Annotated in this window: 20 protein-coding genes; 9 read left to right on the plus strand and 11 right to left on the minus strand. The window is 44.2% G+C overall.

The window, feature by feature from the left end; genetic code table 11:
* Positions 1-23: 23 nt before the first annotated feature.
* Both R7R78_RS13085 and R7R78_RS13090 read right to left on the minus strand, forming a co-directional pair.
* On the minus strand, positions 24-896 hold the full coding sequence (locus tag R7R78_RS13085; RefSeq protein WP_017634445.1) for a patatin family protein: 873 nt from the start codon (positions 894-896) through the stop codon (positions 24-26).
* Positions 897-1,086: 190 nt separating this feature from the next.
* Complete coding sequence (locus tag R7R78_RS13090) at positions 1,087-1,728, minus strand: MarC family protein (RefSeq protein WP_005374889.1); 642 nt, start codon at positions 1,726-1,728, stop codon at positions 1,087-1,089.
* Positions 1,729-1,922: 194 nt separating this feature from the next.
* On the opposite strand from R7R78_RS13090, the gene nfsA reads away from it, so the two are divergent.
* Positions 1,923-2,645: an oxygen-insensitive NADPH nitroreductase gene (nfsA, locus tag R7R78_RS13095; protein WP_149191710.1), complete on the plus strand. Its 723-nt coding sequence runs from the start codon at positions 1,923-1,925 to the stop codon at positions 2,643-2,645.
* A gap of 69 nt (positions 2,646-2,714) precedes the next feature.
* Here the strand turns inward: nfsA and R7R78_RS13100 are convergent, their stop codons facing one another.
* Positions 2,715-3,608, minus strand: a complete 894-nt coding sequence (locus R7R78_RS13100) for a hypothetical protein (protein WP_017820140.1) — start codon at positions 3,606-3,608, stop codon at positions 2,715-2,717.
* A gap of 458 nt (positions 3,609-4,066) precedes the next feature.
* Between R7R78_RS13100 and R7R78_RS13105 the strand changes: the two genes are divergently transcribed.
* The 3 genes from R7R78_RS13105 (at position 4,067) to R7R78_RS13115 (ending at position 7,975) form a co-directional block, all read left to right on the plus strand.
* A complete protein-coding gene (locus tag R7R78_RS13105) occupies positions 4,067-5,185 on the plus strand; it encodes a polysaccharide export protein (RefSeq protein ID WP_017820139.1) in 1,119 nt (372 codons plus the stop codon).
* Positions 5,186-5,314: 129 nt separating this feature from the next.
* Positions 5,315-5,755: a phosphotyrosine protein phosphatase gene (locus R7R78_RS13110; RefSeq protein WP_031780905.1), complete on the plus strand. Its 441-nt coding sequence runs from the start codon at positions 5,315-5,317 to the stop codon at positions 5,753-5,755.
* A 51-nt stretch (positions 5,756-5,806) separates the two neighbouring features.
* A complete protein-coding gene (locus R7R78_RS13115; protein ID WP_005374875.1) occupies positions 5,807-7,975 on the plus strand; it encodes a polysaccharide biosynthesis tyrosine autokinase in 2,169 nt (722 codons plus the stop codon).
* A 65-nt stretch (positions 7,976-8,040) separates the two neighbouring features.
* On the opposite strand, the gene R7R78_RS13120 is transcribed toward R7R78_RS13115, so the two are convergent.
* The gene (locus R7R78_RS13120) at positions 8,041-8,412 is read right to left on the minus strand and encodes a hypothetical protein (RefSeq protein WP_017634450.1); all 372 of its coding nucleotides are present in this window, start codon (positions 8,410-8,412) and stop codon (positions 8,041-8,043) included.
* A 7-nt stretch (positions 8,413-8,419) separates the two neighbouring features.
* Positions 8,420-8,728, minus strand: a complete 309-nt coding sequence (locus tag R7R78_RS13125; protein ID WP_005374871.1) for a monooxygenase — start codon at positions 8,726-8,728, stop codon at positions 8,420-8,422.
* 109 nt (positions 8,729-8,837) lie between these two features.
* On the opposite strand from R7R78_RS13125, the gene R7R78_RS13130 reads away from it, so the two are divergent.
* From R7R78_RS13130 to R7R78_RS13140, 3 genes are all read left to right on the plus strand, one after another.
* Positions 8,838-9,728: a LysR family transcriptional regulator gene (locus tag R7R78_RS13130; RefSeq protein ID WP_042521726.1), complete on the plus strand. Its 891-nt coding sequence runs from the start codon at positions 8,838-8,840 to the stop codon at positions 9,726-9,728.
* A 280-nt stretch (positions 9,729-10,008) separates the two neighbouring features.
* The gene (locus R7R78_RS13135) at positions 10,009-11,274 is read left to right on the plus strand and encodes a DUF1835 domain-containing protein (RefSeq protein ID WP_085569412.1); all 1,266 of its coding nucleotides are present in this window, start codon (positions 10,009-10,011) and stop codon (positions 11,272-11,274) included.
* Between the two features lie 389 nt (positions 11,275-11,663).
* Positions 11,664-12,968: a dicarboxylate/amino acid:cation symporter gene (locus R7R78_RS13140; protein ID WP_017820133.1), complete on the plus strand. Its 1,305-nt coding sequence runs from the start codon at positions 11,664-11,666 to the stop codon at positions 12,966-12,968.
* A 104-nt stretch (positions 12,969-13,072) separates the two neighbouring features.
* On the opposite strand, the gene R7R78_RS13145 is transcribed toward R7R78_RS13140, so the two are convergent.
* The 4 genes from R7R78_RS13145 to R7R78_RS13160 form a co-directional block, all read right to left on the minus strand.
* The gene (locus R7R78_RS13145) at positions 13,073-13,447 is read right to left on the minus strand and encodes a YkvA family protein (RefSeq protein WP_225473747.1); all 375 of its coding nucleotides are present in this window, start codon (positions 13,445-13,447) and stop codon (positions 13,073-13,075) included.
* 209 nt (positions 13,448-13,656) lie between these two features.
* Positions 13,657-14,781 (minus strand): M20 family metallopeptidase, encoded by a 1,125-nt coding sequence (locus R7R78_RS13150; protein ID WP_225473750.1) that lies wholly within the window; start codon positions 14,779-14,781, stop codon positions 13,657-13,659.
* A 9-nt stretch (positions 14,782-14,790) separates the two neighbouring features.
* Positions 14,791-15,258, minus strand: coding sequence for a YjiG family protein (locus R7R78_RS13155; protein WP_005374849.1), 468 nt, complete (start codon positions 15,256-15,258; stop codon positions 14,791-14,793).
* Entirely contained in the window at positions 15,258-15,998 is a 741-nt protein-coding gene (locus R7R78_RS13160; protein ID WP_213891063.1) for a nucleoside recognition domain-containing protein, read from the minus strand. Before R7R78_RS13160 ends, R7R78_RS13155 begins: the two co-directional genes overlap by 1 nt.
* Positions 15,999-16,446: 448 nt before the next feature.
* Between R7R78_RS13160 and R7R78_RS13165 the strand changes: the two genes are divergently transcribed.
* Positions 16,447-16,734: a hypothetical protein gene (locus tag R7R78_RS13165; RefSeq protein ID WP_049872671.1), complete on the plus strand. Its 288-nt coding sequence runs from the start codon at positions 16,447-16,449 to the stop codon at positions 16,732-16,734.
* Between the two features lie 96 nt (positions 16,735-16,830).
* Positions 16,831-17,547 (plus strand): DsbA family protein, encoded by a 717-nt coding sequence (locus R7R78_RS13170; RefSeq protein ID WP_005374842.1) that lies wholly within the window; start codon positions 16,831-16,833, stop codon positions 17,545-17,547.
* Between the two features lie 69 nt (positions 17,548-17,616).
* Here the strand turns inward: R7R78_RS13170 and R7R78_RS13175 are convergent, their stop codons facing one another.
* Positions 17,617-19,677: an alpha-amylase gene (locus tag R7R78_RS13175; RefSeq protein ID WP_225473753.1), complete on the minus strand. Its 2,061-nt coding sequence runs from the start codon at positions 19,675-19,677 to the stop codon at positions 17,617-17,619.
* Positions 19,678-19,857: 180 nt separating this feature from the next.
* Positions 19,858-20,535, minus strand: a complete 678-nt coding sequence (mtgA, locus tag R7R78_RS13180) for a monofunctional biosynthetic peptidoglycan transglycosylase (RefSeq protein WP_151515271.1) — start codon at positions 20,533-20,535, stop codon at positions 19,858-19,860.
* Positions 20,536-20,538 lie beyond the last annotated feature (3 nt).

Here is a 20,538-nt window from a genome sequence, read left to right on the forward strand (position 1 = left end):
CTCACTATGAGGCTCTTTTATAATCAAACGCAAAAATGACAATTTTCCCGGTCTAAACCATGAACACCAGATAAACTAGTGAGATGCGCTCGCCCCTCAATCAGCCCCATTTCATACCCTTCTAGTAAAACGGATTGTCGCATTGATAAGCGCTGAACATGAAAATTATCTGGTGGGGCAATTACCCTAACATGTGTTCCTGGTGGAGGGTTACGAATAAACTCTAATGATTGATTATAGTTATCTGCACGTCTTAACATCGCATCCGCCATTTTGGGGTGCTCCGCAAACAGTTTCTTCATCAGCCATGTGGTCTTAACTGGCTTTTTGGCATAATTCAGCGGGTGAGAGAGTACTACGGTTATATCGCGAGCCCCTCGACGATAAGCCTCACGCACTGGTATAGAGTCAGCGACCCCACCATCGGTATAACAACCGCCAGAAAAACAAGGGGTATGCTTGTAGGCAATCGGCAATGCTGTTGTCGCTTCAATCGCATGGTGAAAATTATCACGTGTCACGCGATAGTAATCTGCTTGCCCTGTATCTACATTTGTTGTCGCTGCGAGAAAAGGAACGCCATTAAACAGTTTATTTTCATCGACGGGATACAAGCGATTAGATTCTTCAAACAGCCACTTCACATCAATGAGGTCCCCACCTTTAACGAAGCGAGTTGGGTCAAAAAAGCGTTTGCTTGTGGCCAGCTTAGTAATGACGTTAATACTGCGATGTGGGTAGTCGGTCAAATACCCAATCAAATTTGATGCACCAGCAGATACACCGATTGCAAAATCAAACGGTTTATAACTCTGCTCTAAAAACGCATCTAACACTCCGCTTGCGAAGACGCCTCGCATCGCGCCACCTTCTACTACAATTGCTTTTGTTGCCATATATCCCCCATTCTCCTTGCCAAAAGAGTAATGAAATTCGTGCAATCACAACAATTGAATATTCTTATTATTGAAATAGGTGAAGTCTATTTATTTCTCTCTTAGAAAATGAAAACTAAAGTTCAAAAAATCCGTACCCGTTAGAAATGTAATTGCGGGCTTAACCAAGGTGGCAAGGTCTAAGAGAAATCTAGGAGAAAACCGTTTTATAGGCTTCGCCCGCGCCATCAATGAACATTTGAGTACCAATAACCGCTAGAATTAAGCCCATCATTTTAGTCACAACATTTAGAGCACTTGGTCCAACCGCTTTGACCAATTTGTCTCCAAATAAAAACAGTACATAGGTGATCACACAGAGGACAGCGAAAGAAACGATAGTAATAATGGTTTGATCGAAACCACCCGCTGTCGCAAAGTTCATCGCGGTAGCAATCGTTCCAGGCCCAGCTAATATTGGCATCGCCAGTGGAGACACTGCAATACTCAATGCCGCCCGTTGCTGAGCTGGTGAATACGCCTTCTCTTTGGTTTTCTGATGCGTCGAATCACCTTGAAGCATGTTAAAACCTATCAAAAACACCAAAATGCCGCCTGTTATTCGCAATGCATAAAGCGTGATACCAAACAAATCAAAAATTAACTTACCGGCAATAGAAAATATCGCGATGATAATAAATGCAATAAAAACCGAGCGGAGCGCAATGGAACGGATGGTTTCTTTATCTTCATCAGCAGTTAAACTCAAAAAGATGGGAATATTGGCGATAGGGTTCATGATGGCAAAGAAGCCCATAAACACCGTAACTGTATGAACAATGAGTTCTTTCATATTTTCCACTGCATTTAAATTATTGATTCTAAAAACAGTATATACGCTCTCAAACAGAACGAGTGGTGTAATCTCGAATCGTCTTCACACTTATGCGCCAAGCATTGTTTTTCTTTTGAGATAGTTTACCGACTCATCAAATGTCGCTAAGGTGAGTCTTCAGCCTTTAACGTAACAGGGGATGTTAAGTCACCATGAACAGCACGATTCAAACAATTCTCAATCACCGCTCAATTCGAAAATTCACCTCACAACCGATTGAGAGCGAACAATTAGATGCCATTCTTCAAGCCGGCCTTGCGGCGTCCTCATCAAGCATGTTGCAAGTCGTTTCAATTATCCGCGTGACCGACAAAGAAAAACGTACGCTATTAGCTCAATATGCCGGAAATCAAGGGTACGTTGAAAGCGCGGCTGAGTTTTTGGTGTTTTGTATTGATTACCAGCGCCATGCCAGTATCAACCCAGATATTCAAGCTGATTTTACCGAGTTAACACTAATAGGCGCTGTAGACTCGGGGATCATGGCACAAAATTGCTTGCTTGCGGCGGAGTCGATGGGGCTAGGAGGCGTGTATATTGGTGGTTTACGAAACAATGCCCCAAAAGTAGACGAATTATTAGGTTTACCTAAAAATACCGCCATTTTATTTGGTATGTGTCTTGGTCATCCAGATCAAGCCCCTGAAGTAAAACCTCGCCTACCTAAGCATGTCGTGGTGCATGAGAATCAGTATCAAGACCTAAACTTGGATGATATTCAGACGTATGACCAAACCATGCAAAACTACTATGCAAACCGTTCGAGCAATCAAAAACAGAGTACTTGGTCGCAAGAAGTCACCAGTAAACTGGCTGGCGAATCACGTCCGCACATCCTGCCTTACTTAAACAGAAAAGGGCTCACTAAAAGGTGATGACTACAATACGATAGGATCAAAAAAGGCCTCTGAAGAGGCCTTTAGAATTTATCAGCAAAAACTTGCTTAGTTACCGCCTGTCGCGCCAGTGCCTGGACCCGGTGGATCTTCAGGTTCAATTGGCTCACCGACTTCCGCATCTGGGATTTGTGGTACTTCAGGTTCGATATCTTCTAGTGGAGTGTCGTTATCAATAGCCTCTTGTACATCAGCAACAACTTTCTGAGTATCTTCAGCTGGAATCGTTACGTAGATAACATCACCCGAATCATTCTCAGGATAATTTGGGTTCGCCGCGATTACATCTTCTGTTATTGCTTTTGCAGCAACAGCTACAGCTTCAGGCGAAGCTGTTGGGTTCGCTTTGATGATATCTGATACAACGTTTGCTGTTGCAACTAGCTGAGTAGCAAGTGCGCTGTTACCACCCTCACTACCAAGTCCTGCTACTACAGATTCTGTATCACGAAGGATTTCGTCAACTGTTTTACCACTTGCATTGATATCGATACCCAAATTCTCGAATACTTTTTCAGCGATATCAGAAGAGTATACTTCACCATCTTTTAAAGAGTTAGCAACCAAAGTCGTAAATGGAGAGCCTGTTACCAATGAATCCGTCTGGGCTAGGCCTTGAGGGATTTTGTAGTCAGATGTAATAGGTTTACCATTTGACGCGTCTTTACTATCTTCTGTGTGCGTTAATACGAAAGCACAATCACCTGGCGCATTTACAACGTTGATATTTTCAAAACGCGCTTTACCAACCATACCTTCATAGTTTGTTGTATTTTCAATAGCGTCGTATGTCTCACCACCACATACTGCTTGAACTTTCATGCCGATAACAGCTGGGTCATAAGCCTGAACTGAGTATCTTTTTACCTCAGGATCGCTGTCACTACCACAACCTGCTAGTAGGACTGCTGCCACACTTGCCGTTAAAAGTTTGATTTTCAAAATTAGCTCCAATATTTGTTGTTATATCCGACCGCAACAGGAAGCATAACGGCAGTTGCATATAGTGTAAATAGGATGCATACAACTTTGGCATGAGTTTTTTCACATTCTTGCCTGTTTGCTTGTGCAAAATCATGCATTCATCTCATTAACGTTAAATAGACACAATTTTGTCATGTATTCGTCAGTATTTTTTCAAGTAACTTGTTGCCTTTATTGCAACCAGATGGATAATAGTTGACTATTTTTTGTGGGTCGGATTTTCACACCTTCATTAATGAAACTAAGAGCTCTAAGTCGCTAGCAGCCATTTGGAGTGTTTATTACACAAATAATTCTGAATGGACTCGCTTTCTAAAGGCTTAAAACTGCAGTAAATCATCAATATTGATGAAATGCAGTTCAATTAGAATGAATCAATTTCAGTCGGCAAACTTTCTTTCGGTAGTTATAAACCAATGAACACATTTAATAAATTTTTGGGGATATCAGTACTTCCTATCCTTCTTACAGGGTGTACTTTGCCTGGTAGCCACCTTTCGGTCAGTGACAAAACAGTAATGAGCACTGAATCGAGTGATATAGAGTCTCAGGTTACCGTTTATCCCTTAACTTTGGAGCGCGTAACGTCTTTAAATTCAGTGGACCCTTTTTCAAAACCAAACCCAGAGTTAGATATTGAAATCGCAAAATATGAATACGAAGTAGGACCTGGCGATATCCTAAATATCACTATTTGGGATCACCCAGAGCTAACGATCCCAGCGGGCTCATACCGAAGCTCAGCCGAAGCGGGTAACTGGGTGCATTCGGATGGCACGATCTTCTACCCTTACATAGGTGTCGTACATGTTGAAGGCAAAAACGTACGTCAGATTCGTGCAGACATTGCAAGCCGCCTTGCAAAATACATTGAGAGCCCACAGGTCGATGTAAGCGTTGCGGCATTTCGCTCTAAAAAGACTTATGTAACTGGCGAAGTTAACAAGCCAGGACAACAACCAATTACAAACATCCCCCTTACACTTCTAGATGCTGTGAATAGAGCTGGCGGACTGGCTGCCGAGGCTGATTGGCGTAATGCGACACTGACACGCAATGGCGTTGTTGAAAACGTCTCTTTGTATGCTCTGATGCAACAAGGCGATTTAACTCAAAACCGCCTTCTAAAGCCTGGCGATATTGTTCATATTCCTCGAAACGATGCGCAAAAAGTATTTGTTATGGGCGAGGTTAACGATCCGAAATTACTCAAAATTGATCGTAGCGGCATGAGCCTTACTGAGGCTCTTAGCAGCGTTGGTGGTATCAGTGAAATCTCCGCAGATGCTACCGGTGTGTTTGTCATCAGACGTTCAAAAGAAGAAGCTAAAATGGCGGACATTTATCAGCTAGATGTTTCTGACGCTTCTGCTTTGGTGATTGGTACTGAGTTTGATCTCAACCCTTACGACATAGTCTATGTGACGGCTGCACCTGTTAGTCGTTGGAATCGTGTGATTGCTCAGCTCGTTCCAACCATTTCCGGCTTTAATGAACTAACTGAAGGTGTACTACGAGTACGCACTTGGCCGTAAAACAACGTGCCGCAAGAAAATTATCTCTTGCGGCACGTAATCGATAGCTACTCAGCTCAATTGCGCAATATAAAGAAACCAGCAATTCAGTTGAGATCATAAGCATACAACTTAAAGTAGGGTAAGCATTTGTTTTCTAATATTCTTGTCGTCTGTGTCGGTAATATTTGCCGCTCTCCAACAGGAGAGCGGCTTTTGCAGTCTTTACTACCAAACAAACATGTCGCATCAGCAGGAATCGCAGTAGATAAGAGCCATCTAACGGGAAAAGCTGCTGACGAGATGGCAACCACTATCGCGAACGAACATAGCGTAAGCTTAGATGGACACGAAGCACGACAATTAACACCTGAGCTTTGCGCTCAATACGATCTGATATTGGTTATGGAAAAAGGTCATTTAGAAGCCTTAACCAAAATCGCTCCTGAGGCACGAGGTAAAACGATGCTGTTTGGACAGTGGATAAATGAACAAAACATCCCTGATCCATACAGACAAAGTAGAGAAGCTTTCGAACATGCATATACGCTTATAGAAAAAGCAGCAAAAGCGTGGTCTCAAAAACTATAAGCCGCAAGGCTAAATAAACGCCAATGGCAAGGTATTTAAGAAGTTAAAGTAATGACAACACAAACTATTAAGCAATCACGTCAAGCCGACGATGAGATCGATTTGGGAAAGTTATTTGGGATCATTCTCGATGCCAAATGGCTCATTCTATGTACCGTAGTCCTATTTTCGATTATAGGCGTCGGCGTTGCCATTCTATCAACACCTATCTATAAAGCTGACGCTCTTATCCAAATCGAAAGTAAGAGTTCAGGTGGTATTTCAGCGATGGTTGGTGATATGGGAGAGCTGTTTTCAGCAGAATCATCAGCGACAACAGAAATAGAGATCATCAAATCTCGTATGATCTTGGGCGGTACTGTTGATAAGTTCAACTTAACGACTGTCGTTTCTCCAAACTACATGCCAATTATTGGTAAAGGCCTAGCTCGACTACAAGGTGAGCAAATCAGTCTGAGCGTTTCACGATTTAATGCTCCTTCTTACGCAGTTGGCGTTCCTTTAACTCTTGAAGTTATTGATTCTGAAAAACAGACGTTCAGGCTCTTAGAAGATGACAATAACGTCATTTTAGAAGGTAAAGTTGGTGAACTGCTTGAGAAGAATGGATACCAATTTTTGGCGACTGAACTTGTGGCTCAAACTGGTGACTCATTCACGGTCAGCAAAATCAGTAAATTAGATGCAATTAATAAACTTCAAGAAAACTTATCGATTAGCGAACGTGGTAAGCAAACCGGGATTATATCTTTAAGCTTCTCTGGTGAAGACCGCGCTAAGATTCAAGATATCTTGAACGACATTAGCCAAAACTACTTCTTACAAAACGTTCAAAGAAATTCTGCAGAGGCAGAGCAAAGCCTCGAGTTCTTGAAAGGTCACCTCCCAGACATCAAAACAAAACTGACCGCTTCTGAAGACGTTTTAAATCGATTCCGTCAAGAAAATGAATCTATCGATTTAGGCCTTGAAGCTCAGTCAACGCTGAAAGTAATGGTTGAGTTAGAAGCACAGCTAAATGAGCTTACATTCAAAGAAAGTGAGATCAGCCAACGCTTCACACAGGATCACCCAGCTTATAAGTCGCTACTTGATAAACGTGAAACACTACTAAAAGAGAAAGAACGTCTTAATAAACAAGTTCAAAAGTTACCGAAAACACAGCGTGAAGTTCTACGTATGACACGCGATGTAGAAGTAAACCAACAAATCTACATCCAACTATTGAACAAGGTTCAAGAGCTCAACATTATTAAAGCCGGAACAGTTGGCAACGTTCGAATCTTAGATAACGCTCAATCTTTCTCTAAGCCAATCAAGCCGAAAAAAGCGCTTATCGTTGTGCTAGCAACACTGCTTGGCGGTATGGCAGGCGTGGCTTTCGTATTAATTCGTGCAGCATTCCACCGTGGTGTGGAAACACCAGATCAAATTGAACAGATTGGCATGCCAGTTTACGCAAGCGTTCCAAAATCTATTCAACAACTGGAATTTGCAAACAAGCTTAAGCGCAACAAAGGCAGCAACAATGAGCTAGTCCTTCTAGCGGAAGCTAACCCAGCCGATCTTTCCATTGAGGCTCTACGTAGTCTTCGCACTAGCTTGCACTTTGCAATGATGGAAGCGAAGAATAACGTTCTTATGATTTCAGGTCCTGCACCATCTATCGGCAAAACATTTGTATCGACCAACTTTGCGGCCGTCGCTGCGAAAACCGGTCAGAAAGTGCTGCTTATTGATGCGGATATGCGTAAAGGTTATTTGCAGCAATGCTTCGGTCTACGCTGGGACAACGGTCTTTCTGATTACTTGAGCGGTAAGACATCCCTTAGCAACATCATTAAATCTACATCCATTGATAATTTAGATGTTGTGACTCGCGGCCAAGTACCACCAAATCCGTCAGAACTTCTTATGCACCCTCGCTTCAAGAGCTTTGTTGACGAGATGTCTGCACAATACGATCTAGTCATCATCGATACGCCGCCTGTACTCGCAGTTACCGACCCAAGCATTGTTGGCGCGCTTGCAGGAACAACTCTGATGGTCGCTCGTTTTGATCAAACGACTTTGAAGGAGATTGAAGTCGCGCAAGGTCGCTTCGAGCAATCAGGCGTTGAAGTTAAAGGTGTGATTCTCAATGCAGTTGAGAAAAAAGCATCTAACTCATACGGCTATGGATACGGCTACTATAACTACGCGTACAAAAGCGAATCATAAGTTGAATTTAGATCGCTAATTAAACCAAATATGACAAAGCCCTGCTAGAAACAGCAGGGCTTTTTCTATTGCACTCTTAATTGCTTGTACGTAATCAAACTAAGCAAGACAAAGAATATTGGGTCACTCCAACCAAAACCGACAAATACTCCGATAATGCCGGCATAGGTAGTTATCACTGCCCCTAAGCCATTAGTAATCAATAATGCTTTAAACAGCTGTTTCGCAGTATGCCCTGATTCCACATTACGTAACATCAAACTCACCGCTGCGATTCCACCTAAAAAGATCGAAGTATGCTGCGATAAAAACAGCGCGTACTGGTCGTTAATTTGTACTCCATACATCGGCCACATTATGGTTGGTACAAAAAACAACGCAAAAGCGAATACCGTATATACGACACCATGAACGGTTAGAAAAGTGCGGTTGGTCATCATCTCCTTATCCTCTAATAGGCCCTTGATTGAGCGTCGTTAACGGCACATTGATATCGAAAATTTGACCTCGTACTTCGACTACGCCCATTTTTCGTAAGCGTGCGGCATGCATTTCGAGATAAGCTTGCGCCGTGGCTTCATCTTCAAAAAGATAGATACCGCCACCGAGTTTGTCTTTTTCGCTTTCCGTCCAGATTTTCCAAATCATGCCCGGCTCTTGGTTAATCGACTTAGCTAAGTCGACCAGAGCATTCGACATCTCGTCACCAAACGGACCATGAAATTCAAAATCAACTTGCAATAATTTCGCCATCTTGAGTCTCCTCTTCTTATTGACTCGTTTTCGATGACAAGATTATTACCTTTATAAAACTGACAGAAAAGTTCATAATTTCGCCATTAACTGTCTAAAAAATTGACTCATGAGACTAAAAACGACCTTAGAACAATGGCAAACGCTACAAGCGATTAATCAAGAAGGCAGCATTCAATCCGCAGCTTTACTGCTCAACAAGAGCCATACCACATTGATCTACTCGGTGAGGAAGTTAGAAGACCAACTTGGTATTCAACTTATCGAAGTACGAGGGCGCAAAGCGGGTTTGACAGAGCACGGCAAAACCATACTGCGTCGTGCACAATCCATGCTTGAACAAGCGCGGGAACTAGAAGTCATCAGCGAGCAGTTAAAAAGTGGGGTGGAATCTCAAATCACGGTCGCAATAGATCATCTTTGTGACCCTTGTTGGCTTTATGCACCACTCAGTCAATTTTTGGAGGACAACAACACGACCTCCGTTCAAGTGGTTGAAACGTCACTGAGCAAAACAACCGAAATGGTCGTAAATGAGCTCGCTGACATCGCAATCATCAACTTACCGATAACCAACTACCCTGCCGAAGCATTTGGCGTAACAACCATGCTACCTGTAATCGCAGCACACCATCCACTCGCTAAAAAGCCGCATGTTTCCATCGACGATTTTGCAACCACCAGCCAAATTGTCATCCGTGACTTAGGTGATTCAGACAAAACGAAAAGAGATGTGGGTTGGTTACGCGCACGTCAGCGTATTACCGTCGATAACTTCGACCACGCTTTTCACGCCGTAGAGCAAGGCGCTGGATTTTGTCGGCTACCAGCGCACTTAGTCGCAACCCGCAAGAGCGATAAAATTAACGTATTGGAGATCGAACACTCCCATCAATATCAAGTTGCGCTGCACCTCACTTTGCCCAAAGGAGCCAAAAGTGGTCCTGCGACTCAAGCGCTTTATCGTACTTTACTCAAAAGTGTAGAAACTCGAGTCTAGCAACAGTGGTATTGAGTTGAATCGCTAGTGTTATCGGCTATTGATTCTCCCTAAATATAGAGAAACGGCCATTTTGTGACGCTACACTCTCACAAAAGGTTGCACGAAGGATAGCGACCACCTACTATCACTCTGCTCATGCCTAAAGCACCCAACACTCGCGGAAAGAACTCGGTTCACGGCAATATCCTCACCTGCTTGGTTTAGCAGGCACAATCTGTTTTTACCTTCTTTTTTGCTTCTATATAGGCGAGTGTGGAAGAAATAAGAAAGGTGAAATATGAACTCTACAAATAGCTTCTCGATCAATATCAATCAGCAAAAATCCATTGCTAAAAAAAGGCTCAAAGCTATCCGCCTATACGATGACGCCATGTTGGAGTTAGTTAAGCGATTTCACTCCAAACCAGAATCTTTGGCTCCCAATACAATTCAATTGGCTGACGTTCAACATGCACTCGCAAGAGAACTTGGCTTATCCAGTTGGAGTAAACTAAAAGCTCATGTCGAAGAGCTAGAAGCGCACAAACTAGCCATCAAACAACAAAAACCGCCCCTAGATGCGAAAGTAAAAACGCTACACGTTCGTTGCGGTCACGATATACAACAACAGCTTAAAACCAGTGGATTTGAAGGGACATTTTTAGCCCTGATCGATCCGCTTTGTATTGGCCCCATACCAGCAACACCGCAGAACTTCCTTGCCATTCGTGCCCAATATGTCGTAGAGACTCTGCTGCCTGTGATGAAGCGTGAAGACTCGGTTCAAGATATAGTCACATTGGAACAATCAAACCTCGATCTGTTGCAAAGTGATGTATTTGAACGAATCGTCTTTTGGGTCGAACATGACAGTTATGATCAATTGATGCTAATTCGTGCTCTAACACAGTTAGAGAATGTAGAGAATAAAGTGATAGAGATCATTGAGTTGAACCAGTTCCCGGGCACTGAACGATTCATCGGCTTTGGGCAGTTGCCTGAAGAAGCTATTCGTTCTTGTTGGCGATACCGTAAACCTGTGACAGCAAAATTATTCAGTCAGGCTAAACGGTGTTGGCACGCTATTACATCACCGACACCTATTTCCATAGTTAATTTGATTCAGCAGCATAACCTGGATTGCTTGCCCAATATATTCAACGTGCTTAAACGCCATTTGCAAGAGTTACCTAATTCACAAACTGGATTGAGCTTGACACAACACCTCGCACTAAAGGTCTTGAGCTCGCAAAATCGTTCAATTCCCATCAAAGATTGGTTTGAGCAATATCAACAACTAGAACCTCTTCCTTACCTAGGAGACGTGATGTTTTACGCGTTACTCCTCCCTCTAGCACAGTGTCAAACACCTTTGATCACGATTGAGTCACGTGAAAGGCACTGGTGGGAACAAAGCGTCCGTATCACTGAGGCTGGCAAGCAGTGTTTGGAAGGCTTAATACGAGCGAAACAATGCTATTGGGTTGGAGGGATTAAAAATACCAGTCAAAGTTATTGGAGCTGGGATCACCTCCAACTAACTACACTTGCCAACCATCATTGAGTTGACAAATATGAAAGCATAAAGGGTTCGTTGGCTCTGATGAACACTCAATACTAAATTATCCCTAAAGAAGCGACCGCTAGCCTGAATATAACTTAAATAGTTATGCAGAAATGCATCCACTCAAAGAGAGTATGCACTCTATCTCTTATTAGAATTTATTGTAAATCCTCTTTGTTATCGGTTGTATATTCGATAAAAGTGTTAAAATACAAACTTTTTATCCAGCCAATTCGTTAATATTTGGTTAAAATTCCATTTTTATTAGTGATAAAGTTCACATCTATTAACCATTTAGAGGATTATTCTTTCGTATTTTCTCACTCCGCTGCTAATCTGCTCGCCGCTTTGAAGTGAACTCAAGGTGCATAACTATAAGGAGTGTTCTCATGAATACCAAGAAACCGATGTCGCTTACCAGCCGCGTAATTTTAGGTATGGTTGCGGGTATCTTGACAGGATTTGCAATTCGCACACTTTTTGCCGACAACGGATTTGTCGACGCATACATTGTTAATGGATTATTCGAAGTTGGTGGACAGATCTTCGTTGCCAGCTTAAAAATGCTTGTTGTACCGCTAGTATTTGTTTCGTTAGTTTGTGGTACTAGCTCTCTCAAAGACCTCTCTACACTGGGTCGCATGGGCGGTAAAACCCTCGCTTTCTACGTTACGACAACGGCTATCGCGATTACGCTTGCTCTAACTATGGGTACTCTATTCCAGCCAGGGGCAGGGGCAGATCTAACGGCAGCAAGTTCATTCAAATCAGCCGAAGCGCCATCTTTAGGTCAGGTGATCATCGATATGTTCCCGACCAACCCAATCAGCGCAATGGCAGAAGGTAAAACTCTGCAAGTTATCGTGTTCGCCGTGCTATTCGGTATCGCGATCAGTGCAGCGGGTAAACCAGGCGAACGCATCGCAGCATTCTTCTCTGATCTGAATGAAGTGATCATGAAGCTGGTCGCGATTTTGATGAACTTGGCGCCTTATGGGGTGTTCTTCTTAATGGCGAAGCTATTCACTGGTCTTGGTCTGGGCGCGATCGTCAATCTGGCAGAGTACTTCTTAGTACTGGCTGGTACGCTTGTCCTACACGGTCTAGTCACTTACAGCTTGATGTTAAAAGGTTTCACTGGTCTAAACCCAATTACGTTCCTACGCAAGATGGAAGACGCGATCATGTTTGCTTTTTCTACAGCATCATCGAACGCGACGATTCCAGTGACAATGGAAACAGCAAAGCACCGCATGGGTGTTGAGAACCGTGTATCATCGTTCACTGTACCACTTGGTGCAACCGTGAACATGGACGGTACGGCGATCATGCAAGGCGTAGCAACTGCGTTTATTGCTCAAGCTTTCAATATTGATTTAACTATGGGCGATTACCTAATGGTTATCATGACGGCAACTCTGGCGTCTATCGGTACCGCAGGTGTTCCTGGTGTGGGTCTAGTAATGTTGGCAATGGTATTGAACCAAGTAGGCCTGCCTCTAGAGGGTATTGCACTTATCATGGGTGTTGACCGTCTTCTTGATATGATTCGTACCGCGGTAAATATCACTGGTGATAGTGCTGTGACCGTCATCGTTGCGAAATCAGAAGGTGCATTGGATGAAGCTCGCTTCAACGACCCAATGGCAGGCGTAGCCGAAGAAGAAGTGCATCTTAAACGCGCTGACGCCTAAATCGTTCTACGATTACCATTCTGAAATTATATAGTCCTGTCTAAAAGAAAGCCCCGATGGAAACATCGGGGCTTTTGTTTTCTCCGCGTCTAGAAATACTCTTTCTAATCCGCCATCGAATTCAGTTTTTCTCTGGCTTGTGCTTCGTGTTCTTTAGTGATGGCATTACCGACTGAGTTCGCGGCTAAGGTAAGTGCCGCCATATCATCGGTAAAACCGACGCCAGCTAGTACGTCTGGCACCATATCTGTTGGTAGGACGAAGTAAGCCAGCGCGCCACCTAGTATAGCCTTGTGGCGAACTGAGGTGTTGGAATCTGCCATCGCGAGCCATGATTTTATGCCCATTACGGCAATTTCTTCACCCGCTTTCTTAACCGACCCTTTCATTTTTCGCCAGAAGTTTTTCTCATCTGGCGCTTGTATCGTTTGATCTTTGGCGTCTTTCGGCGCCGATTTTACAGACATTGTTGTGGTCATCGTTGCCTCCGAAATTTATGACTATGTCCAACATATTAATTAATCGAACCTGAACGCAAGATTAATAACAAGAAATGATAGTAAAGTGAAACACAGATAGAAAAATCCCCAAACCGAAGTCCGGGGATTATTGCATTGAAAAAAAAGTCTTGGAAACCAAAAAGTTGAAGCCGAAAGCTTTGGGAACCAAGCTTTAAAAGCAGAATGCCTTATTGAACAATCTTCTCCAGTACACGCATCAGCATTTTGATACGTGGTTCAATAGACTTAAGCAACAAGTACTCTTGATCACTGTGGAAGCCTGCACCGATAGGCCCTAGACCATCCAAAGTTGGAACGCCAAGAATCGCCGTGTTGTTTGCATCAGAGCCGCCACCCACTTCTTTCCAGTTGATGTCGATAGCCAGTTCACTTGCCGCTTCTTCAACTAATGTCATTAAACTTTCTGTTTGTGGGCTTGGCACCATAGAAGGCTTATACGCTTCACGAACCAACTCAATGCTCACGCCATCAACGAATGGTGTTTCCAGCATGCCGTTTAGCTTGCTGTCGACATCATCGTATTCTTCATTGCTCCAGAAACGCACATCCACGATCGCTTCCGCGTGCTCAGGGACGATGTTCGCACTGTTGCCGCCAGAAACAATGCCGACGTTCAGCGTAGTACCAGATTCAAAGTTGGTCATTGCATTGACAGCCAGAATCCAATTCGCCATCTCAGTGATTGCGCTGCGGCCGTTTTCTGGCTCGTTACCTGCGTGAGCAGCAACGCCATTAAAGGTCATTTTGTAGCGAGCCATGCCTTTGCGCGCTTTCACTAAACCACCGTCTGCACGTGCTGCTTCTGCAACCAGCACATTCTTAGCGTTTTTCGCTACTGATTGAATCCAATCCACAGAGTCCAGAGAGCCCGTCTCTTCATCTGGGTTCATGCAGATAGCGATAGACAACTTATCCAACACCGCTTGGTCTAGATTGCGCATCGCGTATACGATGTTCAGCAAGCCAGATTTCATGTCCGAGACGCCCGGACCGTAGGCTTTCTCTGCATCTTGAGACATTGGACGAAGCTCAGCAGTACCCACAGGGAACACGGTATCCATGTGACCAATCAGCATTACGTCGATTTGCTCAGCTTCCGGCTTGTTTCGAACTTCAAGACCGATGCCCGCTCTGCCACAGTCGATGCGTTTTACGCTCCAACCTGACATCGCTTGGTACTTCTCTTCAAATTGAGAAGCGATAAACTCGATACCATCAGTCGTGTAAGTGCCACAATCCACATTAATCAGCGGACGTAGCTCTTCTAGATATTCATTTAGAGAGAATTGCATGACTCACTCCTAGACAAACAGATTCATCACCAGCATTGCGCCAAACGCGTTCAATACTGAGATTGCAATCATAACTGGGATGTAACGACCTTCAGTACCAATTGGACCCATGATACGACCCATGTACTGAACTTGAGAGCCCATTAGGTAGATAGCAGGCGCAAGAATCGCAATGTGCGTACCGTTCAGGATACCTTGGTCAAACAGCGTAATCACTACGCCAACCGCACCGCCCATCGACATCCAAGCACCGATCAATACCGCTGCTGCTTCACCCGGAAGACCAAACACTGCCATGATTGGAGAAAACACCGTGCCCATCAGATCCAACGCGCCAGTGATTTGAAGCGCTTTGATGATAACGAACGCCATCAATACGTTAGGCACCGTAGAGGTAGTCGCAATTACCCAGCCTTTCTTAGCACCCTCGACGAAGATATCCGTCACCATTGGTTTTTTCGCTTTAACGTCACCCATTATGCCGTCTCCTCTTTTAGGTTCTCTGATTTGTTTTGGTCTTGCTTGTCTTCTTTACCTTCCGTCATGTTCAGGTAGATACGGAACAGGTTCGCGCCGATGATCTTAAATGCGAACATCACCACAACTGCTAAACCAATAGAAGACGTTACTGCTAGAGAGCCGTCAGCCATCGTCAGTGTGAACAGCACAGCACCCGATGAGAAGAAGTTCACGATGGTTGCACCTGCAGTGAACTGGAACATGGTAAATACGTCCGTTTCACGCTTAGTTAGGTGACCTTCGTCTTTTAGCTGACGCGTCATTGCCGCACCTGCATCGGTACTTTGTAGAGAAGCAATTAAAGCCAGACCAGAGTTACCAGGGATGCCCATTAGAGGACGTAGAAGAGGAGTAAGAAGCTTACGAGCTGCTTCAAGTGCACCGTAGTGCTCAAGTACGTTGATCATACCTAATGCGAACATAACGGTTGGAATCAAAGTAAGTGCGAAAATGAAACCGTCACGAGCACCGCTACCGCCAGTACCACGGAAAGATGTGGTCGCAGCTTGTACCTCGCCATCCGCACCTTCCGTTACGCCGTAAGCCACTTTACCGAAAGAGCCATTAAGCGTTGTAAAGTCGAATACACCGTACCATTCGTTGGATTGCATCAGACCAGAAAAGAACACAACCGCAAACGCCAGAGCAACGTAGCACCCCAGTGTAACTTTACGCTCAGTTTGAACAGGAATTTTCATAACATTACCTACACATGTGGAACTTAACACATATGTTCACCTGAATAATGTGCTAGAGAGATGATCAAAATCAATCCGCCTGCCGAACATTATCGCGACTCAGTTATGAAGTTTTGTTTTATGATTCCAATCACAATTGAAAGATAATAAAAATTTGTGCTAACAATTAGGTATATTAATCTATGTCGATAGCTCACGACTTCTTCATCAACTCAACAAATGATTCTGACGAATATTGCTTTCTACAACATTCATGACGTACTTCATACTTTGGCATTGAGGCAATATCGATTAACTCGAAAGTAACATTCAGCCACGAAATTTAGGTTAGGATGGCCCGGTCATATGTAAACGGCATAAACCAGAATTAACAGGACTATACGACCCATTGTTACGCTCACAATATAAAATAGCCAAATGGACACTCGCCCTCGTGCTTTGGGTGGTGATGATATGCTTAAGCCAAAATTCTGGTTTCTCGAAAAGCTGCCCGAAGGCTCACCAAATACAGAGTCAGCAAGATGAGAGTGTGAATTTATCACCATCTTGCGACCTTTCAGAAAAGCTGGTTCAAGCGTACCAACATCAGTTTGATCATATTCTTATTCCATTTTTTCTATTTGCTTTGATTGTGGCGCTGCCGATGACAACCACAGCAATTCGTTATCTGGAATACACAGAACCGATACCGGAAAAGTATCGGGTTCACCTAAAACTTTGCGTATTTAGAGAATAAAGCCAGCAAGGCGAGAGACCTTTCTGCCTGACTTTTGTAAATATTTTATTCACTTCACATAACAAACAACGAAATTTAAAAGTTTTAGGAAATATTATGACATTCACTCGTACACTTTTGGCGTTAACGATGGCTATCGTACCTGCCGTATCTTTCGCATCAGAAAAGACCGCAGAACAAAAGCTAGAGGAAGTTACTCAGATACTAAAAGAAAACCCTCAAATTCTTGATTCATTGCACCAAAACCTTCAAGAGTACATTGCGTATCAACAGTCATTTGGCGACACCTTGAAGGAGGTTCGTCAATATCTAAGTGATGGCAAACATTCCTCTTTTGGTGCTGAAAACCCTGAGTTAACCATTATTAACGTAACAGACTACAGCTGCCCTTTTTGTAAACGTTTAGAAGGAGAGCTGGTCAAAGTTGGTAAGGAATATCCGCAGGTAAAAGTGCTTAACCTCAATGTCTCTTTTAAAGAACAATACGAGAAAAACGGCTACAACTCGGCAAGTTACGCATTAAATGTTTGGCAAAACCAGCGAGATAAGTACGAACAAGTGCATGAGTTATTGGTGAAAAAACCGGGCGCACATGACGCACGTTCCTTAAATCAAATCGCGAAAAAAACGGGGACAGAAGCACAGCTTGTCGACGACAAAGAGACCAAGGCGTTGCTTGATAAAAACTATCAGTATTTCACGCAACTTGGTTTACGCGGCACGCCCGCGTTGATCATTAATGATCAAGTCATTCCTGGCTATGTGCCGTTTGACGAGCTAGAAAAAGTCATCGACCAAGAACTGGCGAACTAATACAACAAAGCCCTTCCCTGATAACTCAAGGAAGGGCTTTTTCTATCTAGGCTTAAAACGAAGTTCTAACTACTTGTCGCGACCCACAAACGCCACAACGACTTTGTCATTGCCAAGCGAGCGAGAGAACACGTACGCGCCTTCTTGTTCAATTACTTGATGCTGACCCGCACCAATCGCTGGGTGCGCTTTACGGAACTGACCAAGAGTTTGCCAGTGTTTGAGCAGCGCTTGCTTCTCATCAGATAGCTTCCATACCATGTCAGAACGAGTGCCTTGGTGGAAATCGTCCGCGTAAGGACCAATGTTACGACCAACTTCATCACCATAATAAACCTGAACAGCACCAGGACTCAGAAGCAGTGCATTCGCGGCGTTACGCTGCATACCGTAATCTTTGAAGCGAGAGAAGAACAGCTCGGTATCGTGAGAAGACATGTAGCTCACAGGGTTAAAGTCTTTCTCATTGGCGATAGTGTCCGCATAGCTTTGGTAAGTGTCTGCCATTTGGCTGAAACACGCCGCGCCTTTGTCTAACTTCTTCTGCATATCGAAGTTAATCAACGCATCAAAGCCGTCGTCGAAGTAAGGGCTGCGATATGCGGTATGTCCCCATACTTCACCCATCATCCAGAATGGCTGACCTGACTTACCGTTCTCTTTACGCCACTGCTCAAGGCTGCTTGATGCCTCTTCTTTCAAGCGTTTCCACACATCGCCTTCAACGTGCTTCACCGTGTCGACACGGTAACCATCAATACCAAAGCGTTTCACCCAATCAGTTTGCCACTCAATTAGGTAGTCCGAGACGGTGTAATTATCACGCTCCTCAACGCGAGTGCCAGGGTTATCCAATAGCCATTGAGCTGGCTTCACGGCTTTGTCTGATTCAGTGATAAAGTCTGGCAAACTCGCCAATGACATGGTGATATCACTGCTGCCCGGAACTGGGTATCCCGGTAGACCTGTTCTTACCCAGTCACCGCCCCACCATTTCGCCCAGTTTGGACTCTGGTAATCAATATTCTGGTGATAGCTATGCCAATTTTCACCCGCTTTTGGTTGCCAGTCACCCCACTTATTCGGTAAATCAGCGTTTGGTTTTAACACCTCAATACCGTCAAATTGCAAATCGGCTAACGTTGAGTAACCGGTGTGGTTGATTACTGCGTCCATCAATACTTTAAGGTCACGTTTGTGTGCCTCTTCCACCAGCTTTTTCAGGTCATCTTCGTTACCGAAGTTCTCATCAATCTTGGTGAAATCACGCGTCCAGTAACCGTGGTAAGCGTAGAATGGGAATGAGCCGCTATCGCCGCCACCCACAAAACCGTGTACTTGCTCAACGATTGGCGATAACCAAATCGCATCGGTACCTAGGCTATTGATGTAATCTAGCTTTTCGATCACGCCTTTTAGGTCACCGCCGTGGAAGGTGCCGATCTCTTCTTTGCCGTCTTTCTTACGCCCATAGCTGTTGTCATTGCTGGTATCGGCGTTGTTGAAACGATCGACCATCACGAAGTAAATGTTGGCATTGCGATAATCAAACGGCACTGCTTCTTTGGTTTTCTTCACTGGCTCTAGTAGCACCAAACCGCCTGAGTCTTTGCTTGGTGTCAGCGATACTTGCTGATCTTTTACTTCAACCATTTGCCCAGAGTAAGCATCACGCAACTTGGTGCCATCGGGGAAACTGTCACCCAGCGCGATGGTGACTTCGCCGCCTTGGTAAACCTCACATTGCACTTGTGGGATTGGGCGTTTGAATTCAGTCTTCGCGGCTTTCTTAGGTTCACGCTTGAAGCGCAGTGTTTTCGCTTCCGCATCAAAAGCAAAAGAGTAATCGCCAGTAAAGCGGATTTTTAACGGCAGTTCCGTTGGCTTTCCGCAGTTCAGCGCGATAGGTTTATTGAATTTGACCTTCTGGCCATCAGGCGCGACACAGTCGCCTTCAACACCCGTAATTTTGAGCGTGTATCCATCTTTGGTTAAGGGCACAACCAAAGGCTGCTCTGCATTTAAAGGAAAGTCACGGCTGTTGGTCGTGGTCGAAATGGTGATGTTTGGCTCGGCGATGGCACTTTCCGATGCAAGCAATAAGGTAGTCGTAATCAGATTCAGTTTCATCGTTCAGTCCATTGGTTGCGCATAGGCGCAGTATTCGTGTTGTATTTTTATTCACACTAATAGTAAATGGATGAAAAACTGAGCACATCATTCTGAAAGGCTACGCCCTAAAGCTTGTGACGCTTCACATTTTATTGATATAGGGGCGTAGTTCTATTTAAGTGCAATAGATTGAGGGAGTTAAAGTTGCACGCTGCCAAGATTGCTCATTTGATTCATCGCCCATCTTGTGCGGCGAGCAGTGTACTCACTTTGTGGGTAGACTTTGATTCGATATGGGTTTGGCAACACCACGGCTAAACGCGCTGCTTGCCACTTCGAGAGTTGCTTTGCACTGACACCAAAATAATTCTGCGCCGCCGCTTCGGCTCCGTAAATACCGGGACCAAATTCAACCACATTTAGATACACTTCTAGAATACGCTCTTTACTCCACATCAGCTCCATCAGTAAGGCAAAGTAAAGCTCGTAAGCCTTGCGAACGTAGGAGTGAGAAGGAAACAAAAACACATTTTTCGCAGCCTGTTGGGTAATAGTGCTCGCGCCTCTCGACGGACCATTATCACCAGCCTCGGAAATCACGTCGAATAGCGATTCGAAATCGACACCATAATGATGAGGGAATTTTTGATCTTCGGTCGCAATCACCGCTAACTGCATATTTTTTGAAATGCGCGACAAGGATACCCATTCGTGTTGACTATTGTCTGGATAGTTCTTTGGTGGCGCAACAATGCGGCTTAACTTCCATCCCCATATTGGTGGATCGACATATTTCACCAAACCAACCAAAACGACTGGGGCGATCAGCAATATCAACACCATTTTAAATAGAAATGACTTAAGCCTTTTCAACATGTG

The sequence above is a fragment of the Vibrio sp. 2134-1 genome, assembly GCF_033339495.1.

Bases quoted from the DNA above. Each gene is read 5' to 3' on its own strand.
- R7R78_RS13105 (WP_017820139.1), top strand. From the start codon at position 4,067: ATGAACACATTTAATAAATTTTTGGGGATATCAGTACTTCCTATCCTT.
- R7R78_RS13155 (WP_005374849.1), bottom strand. From the start codon at position 15,258: ATGGGTGACGTTAAAGCGAAAAAACCAATGGTGACGGATATCTTCGTC.
- R7R78_RS13165 (WP_049872671.1), top strand. From the start codon at position 16,447: ATGATATGCTTAAGCCAAAATTCTGGTTTCTCGAAAAGCTGCCCGAAG.
- R7R78_RS13175 (WP_225473753.1), bottom strand. From the start codon at position 19,677: ATGAAACTGAATCTGATTACGACTACCTTATTGCTTGCATCGGAAAGT.
- R7R78_RS13125 (WP_005374871.1), bottom strand. From the start codon at position 8,728: ATGGCGAAATTATTGCAAGTTGATTTTGAATTTCATGGTCCGTTTGGT.
- R7R78_RS13145 (WP_225473747.1), bottom strand. From the start codon at position 13,447: ATGACCACAACAATGTCTGTAAAATCGGCGCCGAAAGACGCCAAAGAT.
- R7R78_RS13115 (WP_005374875.1), top strand. From the start codon at position 5,807: ATGACAACACAAACTATTAAGCAATCACGTCAAGCCGACGATGAGATC.
- mtgA (WP_151515271.1), bottom strand. From the start codon at position 20,535: ATGTTGAAAAGGCTTAAGTCATTTCTATTTAAAATGGTGTTGATATTG.
- R7R78_RS13160 (WP_213891063.1), bottom strand. From the start codon at position 15,998: ATGAAAATTCCTGTTCAAACTGAGCGTAAAGTTACACTGGGGTGCTAC.
- R7R78_RS13170 (WP_005374842.1), top strand. From the start codon at position 16,831: ATGACATTCACTCGTACACTTTTGGCGTTAACGATGGCTATCGTACCT.
- R7R78_RS13140 (WP_017820133.1), top strand. From the start codon at position 11,664: ATGAATACCAAGAAACCGATGTCGCTTACCAGCCGCGTAATTTTAGGT.
- nfsA (WP_149191710.1), top strand. From the start codon at position 1,923: ATGAACAGCACGATTCAAACAATTCTCAATCACCGCTCAATTCGAAAA.
- R7R78_RS13130 (WP_042521726.1), top strand. From the start codon at position 8,838: ATGAGACTAAAAACGACCTTAGAACAATGGCAAACGCTACAAGCGATT.
- R7R78_RS13090 (WP_005374889.1), bottom strand. From the start codon at position 1,728: ATGAAAGAACTCATTGTTCATACAGTTACGGTGTTTATGGGCTTCTTT.
- R7R78_RS13135 (WP_085569412.1), top strand. From the start codon at position 10,009: ATGAACTCTACAAATAGCTTCTCGATCAATATCAATCAGCAAAAATCC.
- R7R78_RS13085 (WP_017634445.1), bottom strand. From the start codon at position 896: ATGGCAACAAAAGCAATTGTAGTAGAAGGTGGCGCGATGCGAGGCGTC.
- R7R78_RS13150 (WP_225473750.1), bottom strand. From the start codon at position 14,781: ATGCAATTCTCTCTAAATGAATATCTAGAAGAGCTACGTCCGCTGATT.
- R7R78_RS13120 (WP_017634450.1), bottom strand. From the start codon at position 8,412: ATGACCAACCGCACTTTTCTAACCGTTCATGGTGTCGTATATACGGTA.